1 protein-coding gene is annotated in these 511 nt (G+C 45.2%); it reads right to left on the bottom strand.

From position 1 onward, the window contains the following. Positions 1-137: 137 nt before the first annotated feature. On the bottom strand, positions 138-511 hold a 374-nt coding region (locus tag NK662_RS24845), incomplete at its 5' end, for a C1 family peptidase (protein ID WP_254761390.1).

Genomic DNA, 511 nt, shown 5'->3' with positions numbered 1-511 from the left:
CTGGGCTAATTCATGTCCTTATGATCTTATATTCACAAGAAAGTTTCAGTTTCTGTATACCCATCTTCATCCTTGGACAGAAAAATATATTATTGAGGCCAACTAAATTGACACAATGGAACTAATCCGTGGGCACCTCATGCAACAATAGGGTAGGATGCGCAAGTAGCAATACCGCACATGTTCTTGCCCATTTCCATCTTGAAGTAACCATTGTCACCCCAGTCTGCACCCCATGAGTTCTTGATGAGCCAGTAGGGAACGCCATTTTCGACACCATAGCCAACGGCCAGAACAGCGTGGTTCACATCCATTGGAGAAGTTCCACAATGGTCACTTGTGTAAACTCCACTCTTGTACATCCTGAAACCGTTGATCACCTGAAAGGCAACACTAACTGGACGAACAAGTCCAACAGCATTCTTCAGCTCATCCTCAGCACCCAGGGTGATGTTAACGGGGTCCAAAACCTTGACTCCAACGTTTTCAGGCTTGTAATGACAGATGCCAT

It is taken from the genome of Ectobacillus ponti, from assembly GCF_024294785.1.
Taxonomy (GTDB): domain Bacteria; phylum Bacillota; class Bacilli; order Bacillales; family Bacillaceae_G; genus Ectobacillus; species Ectobacillus ponti.
The sequence above is the reverse complement of the archived record's forward strand: the minus strand, read 5'-3'. Positions and strand labels throughout refer to the sequence as shown.